Genomic DNA, 8,983 nt, shown 5'->3' with positions numbered 1-8,983 from the left:
CGACGTGTACGCTCGGTCATCAGTTGAAGGTGCTGGAAGAAATAGCTTGTATGCACAGGCTGCTTGCCGGTAACTCAGCCTATCGGGTGCCGGCGTTTTGCTGCTTTGGCAATGCTTGTCCGGAGGGTTAATTGCCCTGCTTTGTGCCGACCCGCCCCTGAATGTTCAAGGGCTTGTTCTGTAAAATATACTTTTGCGCATATCAGCAAAAACAATAAGGCGGACCCAGGCGTTAGCCAATCGTAATACTTTTTTAATCATCACTTTATTGAACCCCATGAACCGTATTTTCTCCACTCTCCTGCTGGCCACCGGCCTTCTGGCAGCCACCGCTTGTTCGGACGACGACAAGGCAGTGACCCCCACCCCAGCCCCCGCACCAGCCCTGCCAGCCGTAACGGCCACCTTCTCCGGCGCGCAGGAAGTGCCCGCCGTGACCACCGCCGCCACCGGCAACTTTGCCGGCACCTACGACCGCGCCACCCGTGAGCTGCGCTTCACCATAACGTACTCCGGCCTGACGCCTACTGCCGGGCACCTGCACACCGGCGCGCCCGGCGTGAACGGGGCCGTTTTCCTGCCTTTCCCTTTCAACAACGCGGCCAGCACCGGCTTCGATTCGCCCATTACCGGCACCACCATCCTGAGCCCGGCGCAAGGCACCGCCCTGCTGGCCAATGGCGTGTACGCCAACCTGCACACCGCTGCCCGGCCCGGCGGTGAAATCCGAGCCGACCTCACGGTTAAATAAGCGCAGACCCTGTTCACAGGCCTGTTTGAGAAACGCAAAAAGCACCGGCCGTGAGGTCGGTGCTTTTTGCGTTTCTCAAACCTGATGATTAAGGTTTCATCAGGTTCCGGAGGTCTCGTTTGGGAAGCAGGTAAGACTACCGAAGCCCCTCGTTTACTGATTCTTAATAGCCCGCATCAGATTGGCCAGGGCGGGCGCCGGGTAGGCTTTGCCCCGCGATATCACAGCATCTATTTTCTTAATGTTGTTGATGTCTTCCAGCGGGTTGGCAGTCAGCAGGAGCAGGTCGGCGTCTTTGCCTGGGGCGATGGTGCCGGTGCGAGAGGCCACGCCCATAAACCGGGCGCCGTTGATGGTGGCTGTTTGCAGGGCTTGCAGGGGCGTGAGGCCCGCCTTCACCAGCAGCAGCAGTTCGTCTTGCAGCGAGGCGCCGGGGTAGATGAACGAGTTGAAGGGCCCGCTGTCGGAACCGGCCAGAATGGGTACCCCTTCGGCCTGCATCAGCGGTATCAGGCTCATAAACTTGGCGTTGAGCTTGCGGCTGAAAGCGTTGGCGGTGGGCGACTGCAGGCGGGCGCTGGCCAAGCGCCGCGCATATGTAGCCTGAATCTTTGGGTCGATGTAGGCCCGCAGGGTGTCTTGGCTGTGGTCGTTGCCGGGCAGCTCGGCCAGCGTTTTCTGGATGTGCAGCGTGGGCACGGCGGCCGTCTGGCGCTTGGCCATCAGCTGGAAAATTCGGGTGGCTGCAGCCGGGCTGTAGGTGTCGTATATGGTGGGCAGCACGGCAAACAGGCCCAGCGGCTTAGACGTACTCAGGCTGGCTTTCACCAGCGCCGTGAGGCTGTCTTCTTTGCTCGAACACGCCTTGAATACATAATAAAGGTGTTCGGTCGCATCCAGGCCATTCTTCACGGCCTCGCTCAGCTTCACCGAGTAGGGCATGTGGCCGGTGGTTTTCATGCCGCGCCGCTGGGCATACTTAATGGTGTTGAGGTAGGCCTGGCCGGAGATTTTGCTATCGTAAATCTTCACGTAGTCCACCTTCAGCCGCTGCAGCGAGTCGAGGGCCTGGCGAATCTGGGCGGGCGTTTCCACTTCCAGCGAGCCGGGCCAGTACGCCTGGGGGCCGTCAATCTTGGGGCCGGAGGTGAAGATGTTCGGCCCCGCAATGCGGCCAGCTTCCAGCTCGCTGCGCCACTGGTACACGCTGGACGTGAGGTCGCCGCCAGCGTCGCGCACCGTGGTGATGCCGTGGGCCAGAAAGAGCGTCAGGCTCTTTTTGTTGGCCGCAATCAGGCTGTCGCCACCTCGGAAATGCACGTGCATGTCCCACAGGCCCGGAATGAGGTAGCGGCCGTTGCCGTTTACGTACTGTTTGGCCGCGTAGCTTTTTTTATCAGCCACTTGTATCTCCACAATCTTGCCCTTGGCAATGGCCACCACCTGGTTGGGACGCAACTCCCCGGTCAGCACATCCACAATGTTCACGTGGTTGATAACCACGTCGTAAATCTCCAGCTTGGTGGGCCGGCGGGCGCAGGTGGCCAGCAGCACCGTCACGGCCAGGCCCAGGAATAGTCGAAGAAATTTCATGCGGAAATGAGCAAGCGGGGGCGGCAAAGGTAGGCGGGTATTCGGACCGTGAACTCAGCAAATTTTCCTGCCTGGGTTTCTACGGTCAGGCTGCCCCGGTGGCCGTTGGTAATTAACGACATGGCTTCAACTCATTGCGCGTTTGTACCAATCTTAAAAGACACCAAAGGGCCTGTCTTACCGCCAGCGCACCTTCTGGCCAGCCTTGCCGGCGTGCAGCCGGGCCGGTACGCTGGCCAGAATCATGTCGCGCAGGGCCGCGAGCAGGGTGGTTCGCACAAAGCCGTGATGCACCACCAGGCTCACCTCCCGCACTGGTGCAGGCGCCTCAAACCGCTTGATGCAGGGGTTGTGGTCTACCTCGTCGAGCATGGCCAGCTCGGGCACCACGGTGTAGCCTTGCTGCCGGCGCACCAGTTCCTTGAGCGTTTCAATGGACCCGCTTTCGTAAGTAACGGCCCCGCTGGGCGAGGCGGCCTCGCACAGGTTCATTACCTGGTTGCGGAAGCAGTGGCCCCGCTGCATCAGCCAGAGGCCGGGGAGCTGCAGGTCGGCGGGGCGCACGGTGGCTTTTGCCGCCAGCTCGTGGGTTTCGGAGGCCAGTACCAGAAACGGCTCGTCCAGCAGGGGCAGCTCCTGCAGCTGCCGGTCGTCGAGCGGCGTCACCAGCAGGCCCACGTCAAGCCGGTGCTCCTTGAGCTGCTGCATGATGTCTTCGGACCGCAGCTCTTCTATTCGAATGCGCAACGCCGGGTAGGCCGTGGTCAGGGCCACCAAAAAGCGCGGCACCAGGTAGGGCGCCAGCGTGGGAATCACGCCCAGGCGCAGCTCGCCCACCACATCGCCTTTCTCTTCCTGCACCAGCTCGCGCAGCAGCTGGGCTTCGCGCAACACCAGGCGGGCCTGCGCAATGACCTTCGTGCCCACCGCAGTTGGCTCGGCTCCGCGCTGGGTGCGGTCAAACAGCAGCACGCCCAGCTCTTCTTCCAGCTTCTGCACCTGCACGCTAAGGGCCGGCTGGCTCACGCAGCTTTTCTCGGCTGCCAGGCCAAACTGCCGGTAGGTATCCAGCGCGACAAGGTAGGTGAGCTGCTGCAGGTTCATCAGGTGTTACGCAGGAGGAGGTATGGATGAACTTAAGGAGGGAGGGGATAACAAGCTACACAAATATAATTTAAGGTTATTAAACCAGATGTTGTATCTGTTATAGCTATGAACATGGATGAGTCGCTGGCCCTAGCGTCCGGCGTGGCGCCTGCTCATTGGCACCAAATCAAAAAAAAGCCGTTCTGTACAATCAGAACGGCCTCTCAAATGGGCACGGCTGCTGCTTATTGCGCTTTCACTTTGAGGTTTTCAAAAATGCCTTCCAAGATGATGGTGCATTTGGGGCCGCCAAACGTCATGGTTGCGTTGGGTTCGTTTTGCTCGGGGGCCCGAACTTCATAAGTTCCGCTCACCAGTTGACGCTTGGCGTCGTAGGCCGTAATGGTGACGTTGCCAGTGAGCTCGCGGGTCGTTTCGCTGAAGCGGTAGATGGCACCGCTGATGCCACCATTTTTGCGCTCGGTATATACATATGAGGTGAAAACAGGGTCGGTGGGGCGGTTGCGGCAGCGCAGGGCGTAAGTACCCTTCCACTGGGCCCCGAGCTTGGCACGGTCCACTTCGAAGTAGGAGTTGTCGGTGCCCGCCTCAAAATCCAGTGCCAGCACCTGCGGCCCCAAGATGGCGGTGGCCTTGATGTCAGAAGGCCGGTAGCCAGTGCCGTAGCCCGAGTGCGAGGTGCCGCCCGCGGGGGTGGTGGTCACGAAGTCAAAGTAACTGCTCATTTGCAGCGCCGGCGTGGGGTCGGCGGGAGCGGGTGCGTTGTCCCTGTCATTGTCCGAACAGGCACTGAACAGCCCGGATGCAGCGGCAAGAGTTGCCAGAAAGAATGAGCGGGTAAATGTTTTCATAGGGATAGATAAGACGTGGCAGGTAGTCGGGTGAGATGCTAAGTGCCACTGCAAAGGCCAGACCAAATCTGGTGATGGATAACGGGAAAAAGTTCCTTTCCGTAACGATTTTAATGAGATGATGCAGACAGACCAGACATTAGAATGATTTAAAATTCAGTTAATCAGTAATAAAGGCGTTTTTGCGTGATATCTGGTAAAAACACAGAGAGTCCTGTACTTGCCGCAATCGGGAAATGGCCGGCGCCACGTTTCCGCCCTGCCGCCGACCTTTGCGCTGTGTTCCTCTTCTCTGCGCTGCCCGCCCTGCTGGCCCGCCCGCTCCTCCAGGCGCCCGCCGACCCGGCTGCCGAAGTCCGCCACCTGCTGCTTGACAGCCGGCGGGTGGGCCTGCCCGCCGGCGCCTTGTTTTTTGCCCTGCGCGGCCCCAGCCACAACGGCCACCGCTACCTGCCCGACCTGTACGCCCAGGGCGTGCGGCTCTTTGTGGTGGAAGAAGGTGCCCCCCTACCGGGCGGGCTGGCTGCGTACCCGCAGGCGGGCTTTGTGGCGGTAGCAAGTCCGCTGGCCGCGCTGCAAGCTGTGGCGGCTGCCCACCGGGCCACGTTTGCCGGCCCGGTGTTCGGCATCACCGGCTCCAACGGCAAAACCATTGTCAAAGAGTGGCTAACTCAGCTCCTGAGCCCTGATGAAGACATCTGCCGCTCGCCGCGCTCCTACAATTCGCAAGTGGGCGTGCCGCTCAGCGTGTGGGAGTTGCTGCCCGACCGCCACACCCTGGGTATTTTCGAAGCCGGAATTTCCGAGGTCGGGGAAATGGCCCGCCTGGCCGCCGTCATTCAGCCCACCGCAGGCATTTTTACCACGCTGGGCACAGCGCACGACGCCGGCTTTGCCTCTGGCCAGGAGAAGTTGCTCGAAAAGTTGCAGCTGTTCCAGGGGCCGCAGTTTAAGTGCCTGTTTTACTGCTACGACCAGGCTCCGGTGCGCCACGCTGTGGCCAGCCAGCAGCTGCCCGGTTTCAACTGGACGCGCCATCCCGGGCAGCCCGCCGATATTTATTTCGCCCTCGACCAGAGCACCAGCGGCAGCACCAGTCTGCACGCCCGCTACGCCGGCGCGGGCCTGGAAGCCGCGTTCACGCTGCCCTTCTCCGACGAGCCCTCGGTGGAGAATGCCCTGCATTGCCTGGCCGTGCTGCTGCACCGCCAGCTCGAGCCAGCCGAAATACAGCGCCGCCTCGCCCGCCTGCACCCCGTGGCCATGCGCCTCGAAATGAAGTTGGGCCGCCACGATTCCTACCTGCTCGACGACACCTACAACAACGACCTGGCCGGCCTGGCGCTGGCCCTCAACGCCCTGGCCCGGCAGTCGCGCCCCGGCCGCCGCACCCTCATCCTGAGCGATGTACTGGAGTCTGGCCTGAGCGGGACCGAACTGTATGCCCGCGTGGCCGCGCTGCTGCCCGCCGCGGGCGTCACACGTCTGGTAGGCATCGGAGAGGAGATTTCCAGGGAATTAAGAATTAGTAATTATGAATTAAAAATTCCCGCAACGGGCGAAGCCACTGCTGCTTCGAAAACGGGGGAGGCTAACCCATTATTAATTACCAATTCTCAATTATTAATTAACACCTACCCCACCACTGAGGCTTTTCTGGCCCAGCTCGACCCCAGTGCTTTCGCCCGCGAAGTCATCCTGATAAAGGGCGCCCGGCGGTTTGGCTTCGAGCGCATTGTGGCCGCCTTGCAGGCCCAGCAGCACGGCACCGTGCTGGAAGTGAACCTCGATGCCCTCAGCCACAACCTGCAGCACTACCGCCGCCAGCTGAAGCCCGGCACCAAGCTTATGGTGATGGTGAAGGCCTTTGCCTACGGCGCGGGGTCTTACGAAGTAGCCAGCCTGCTCGAGTTTCAGCGGGCCGACTACCTCGCCGTGGCCTACCCCGACGAGGGAGTGGCCCTGCGCGAAGCCGGCATCAGCCTGCCCATTATGGTGATGAACCCGGCCCCCGATTCCTTTGGCACGCTGCAGCACTACCGCCTCGAGCCCGAGATTTACTCGTTTGAAATGCTCGCCGGGTACCTCGCGGCCTTTCCGCCCACGGCCAGCCCCGGGCCGCCCATTCACCTCAAGCTCGACACCGGCATGCGCCGCCTCGGCTTCGACGAGGCCGACCTGCCGGCGCTGGTGGCGCTTCTGGGCCAGCAGGCCGCGCGGCTGCCCATCGCCAGCGTCATGACGCACCTAGCCGCCGCCGACGACGACGCGCACGACGACTTCACCCAGACGCAACTGGCGGCCTTTCGGCGCATGGCCACCGCCCTGGAAGCTGCCCTGGGCCATGCGGTGCTGAAACACGCGCTGAACTCCGCTGGCATCCTGCGTTTTCCGGAAGCGCATTTCGACATGGTGCGCCTCGGCATTGGCCTTTACGGCGTAGATGCCAGCGGCCGCGACAGCGCGGCCCTGCGGCCCGTGAGCCAGCTGCGCACCACCATTTCCCAAATCAAAACACTGCCTGCGGGCCACACCGTGGGCTACGGCCGTCGTGGGGCCGCCTCCACCAGCGAGCGTCGCATCGCCACCCTGGCCATTGGGTACGCCGATGGCTACGACCGGCGCTTCGGCAACGGGGCGGGCCTGGCGCTCATCCACGGCCAGCTAGCGCCAGTGGTGGGCTCGGTGTGCATGGACATGTGCATGGTCGACGTTACCCACATTGCCCAGGCCCGGGCCGGCGATGTGGCCCTGCTCTTTGGCGAGGGACTGCCGCTGTCGGAACTGGCGGGCCGCATCGGCACCATTGCCTACGAGTTGCTTACCAACGTGAGCGAGCGGGTAAAGCGGGTGTTCGTAAGTGAGTAGTGGCCGACCCACATGAGCAGAGAAAACTTGTTGGCCGAACCCGAAACAATTTTGCCCGCAGCCCAAAGCCAAGTAGCGTTGGCAAAGTATTTATTTTGCTACTTTACAGTGGGCCTGCTGATTTTTCGTCAGAATTAGGACGATGCCGGGCTTTTTATTGCCTTTCTTTATTATGACAATCAATACGTTCCGTCTATCAGCCTTTTTCGGCGGTTTTTTTATGTGCTTGGCTTTGGCCGCTGCGCCTCCGGTCGGTGCCTACCGCCTCCCCACTGCTCCTGCCGCCGCCGACACCCCAGCCTTGGATGGCCTGTGGAAGGGCCAGCTGAAGGTGCCCGGCGGCCAGCTCGAGGTCATCTTTCGGTTCATGAAGCTCAGCGGGGGCGAATACTTCTGCTCGCTTGATGTGCCAATGCAGAAGGTGAGCCGCATGAACGTGAAGATGGAAGTGAAAGCGGACACCGTGCGGCTGTTTGCCGAGGAGTCCAATAGCCGCTTCGTTGGAAAAATTTCGGCCGACAGCAAGCAAATCAGCGGCATTTGGCAGCAACCCGGCTTTAAAACGCCCATGGTGCTCAACTTCAGTCCACTGCCCGACATGAGCGCCAAAAACGTGCGCCTCACCCCACCGTACCGCGAGGAAGAAGCCACTTTCACCAACCTCACCGCCAATTCCCGGCTGAGCGGCATGCTCACCATCCCGGCCGGTCCGGGACCGTTTCCGGCCGTGGTGCTCCTCAGCGATGCCGGGCCCCAGGACCGCGACGGCACCGTGGGCGACTTCGCCCCGCTGGGCCTGCTCGCCGACTTCCTGACCCGTCGGGGAGTGGCAGTGCTGCGCTTCGATGACCGGGGTGTGGGAAAATCCGGCGGCACGCCGGCCGTCACCACCGACGACCTCGTGAGCGATGCCCAGGCGGGCATGAACTTTCTGCGCACTCGCCCCGAAATCGATTTGGCGCACTTGGGCCTCATCGGCCACGGCGAAGGCGGCAACGTGGCGCTGCTGGCCGCGGCGCAGCCCTTGCCCCCAGCTTTTGTGGTGGCGCTGGCCGCGTATGGCTTGCCTGGCCGCGACATTGTGGTGCAGCAGCAGGCCACCACCCTGCGCACCCTTGGCACCGAGACGCCCCAGATTGAAGCCGCCACCAAGCGCCAGCTGGCCATGCTCGAAATCATCCGGCAAACCACCGACAATGCCCAGGCGCAGGCCATTGTGGCCAACATGCTGAAGCAAAACAACGCCGCTATCGACAATGCCACCGCGCAGTCGAGCGCGGCCGAGATGACCTCGGCTCGCTACCGCTTCTTTCTGGCCTTCAACCCCGTGGAGAAACTGAGCGCCGTGTCATGCCCCGTGCTGCTGCTCAACGGCACTTCTGACCTCACCATTAACGCCGACACGAACCTGAAGGCCCTCAACTCGGGCCTGAGCAAAAACAAGGGCCTGACTTCCAAAAAGCTGGCTGGGGTCAACCACTTATTCCAGCCGGAGCCTGCCAAGTGGCCCATCGTCAACGGCCAGCAGCAGCCCAACTTCTCCCCGGAGGCCCAGGAAACCATCCGCGAATGGATAGTGGCCCAAAGCAAGAAGTAGCCGCGCAAGCGCATGGCTTAAGTACTCGTGTAGCAGTAAACGGCTGCATTTAGAACGTCATGTTGAGCGCAGCCGAAGCATCGCTACCGCGCAGATAATCAGTTTGCTGCTGCAGTAAAGATGCTTCGACAAGCGGGCTCCGGATAAAGCATGACCGCCTTTTTAGCTACGGTTGCGTGATTACTTTGTCTGGGCAACCGACGGCGTATCACAAAA

Annotated in this window: 6 protein-coding genes; 3 read left to right on the top strand and 3 right to left on the bottom strand. The window is 61.3% G+C overall.

What is annotated here, in order from left to right; genetic code table 11:
* The first annotated feature begins 277 nt into the window (after positions 1 to 277).
* Positions 278 to 751: a CHRD domain-containing protein gene (locus BEN48_RS13735; protein ID WP_070735500.1), complete on the top strand. Its 474-nt coding sequence runs from the start codon at positions 278 to 280 to the stop codon at positions 749 to 751.
* A 153-nt stretch (positions 752 to 904) separates the two neighbouring features.
* Here the strand turns inward: BEN48_RS13735 and BEN48_RS13730 are convergent, their stop codons facing one another.
* From BEN48_RS13730 to BEN48_RS13720, 3 genes are all read right to left on the bottom strand, one after another.
* A complete protein-coding gene (locus BEN48_RS13730) occupies positions 905 to 2,344 on the bottom strand; it encodes an amidohydrolase family protein (protein WP_070735499.1) in 1,440 nt (479 codons plus the stop codon).
* A gap of 177 nt (positions 2,345 to 2,521) precedes the next feature.
* Positions 2,522 to 3,448, bottom strand: coding sequence for a hydrogen peroxide-inducible genes activator (locus tag BEN48_RS13725; protein WP_070735498.1), 927 nt, complete (start codon positions 3,446 to 3,448; stop codon positions 2,522 to 2,524).
* Between the two features lie 227 nt (positions 3,449 to 3,675).
* Positions 3,676 to 4,302, bottom strand: a complete 627-nt coding sequence (locus BEN48_RS13720; protein WP_070735497.1) for a hypothetical protein — start codon at positions 4,300 to 4,302, stop codon at positions 3,676 to 3,678.
* Positions 4,303 to 4,581: 279 nt separating this feature from the next.
* Here BEN48_RS13720 and BEN48_RS13715 point away from each other — a divergent pair, with 279 nt between their 5' ends.
* Together BEN48_RS13715 and BEN48_RS13710 are read left to right on the top strand one after the other, a co-directional pair.
* A complete protein-coding gene (locus BEN48_RS13715; protein ID WP_070735496.1) occupies positions 4,582 to 7,170 on the top strand; it encodes a bifunctional UDP-N-acetylmuramoyl-tripeptide:D-alanyl-D-alanine ligase/alanine racemase in 2,589 nt (862 codons plus the stop codon).
* A 226-nt stretch (positions 7,171 to 7,396) separates the two neighbouring features.
* On the top strand, positions 7,397 to 8,767 hold the full coding sequence (locus BEN48_RS13710; protein WP_158010193.1) for an alpha/beta hydrolase family protein: 1,371 nt from the start codon (positions 7,397 to 7,399) through the stop codon (positions 8,765 to 8,767).
* The last annotated feature ends 216 nt before the right edge of the window (positions 8,768 to 8,983 follow it).

This window comes from Hymenobacter glacialis, from assembly GCF_001816165.1.
Taxonomy (GTDB): Bacteria; Bacteroidota; Bacteroidia; order Cytophagales; family Hymenobacteraceae; genus Hymenobacter; species Hymenobacter glacialis.
This window is presented reverse-complemented; position numbering and strand designations above follow the sequence as displayed.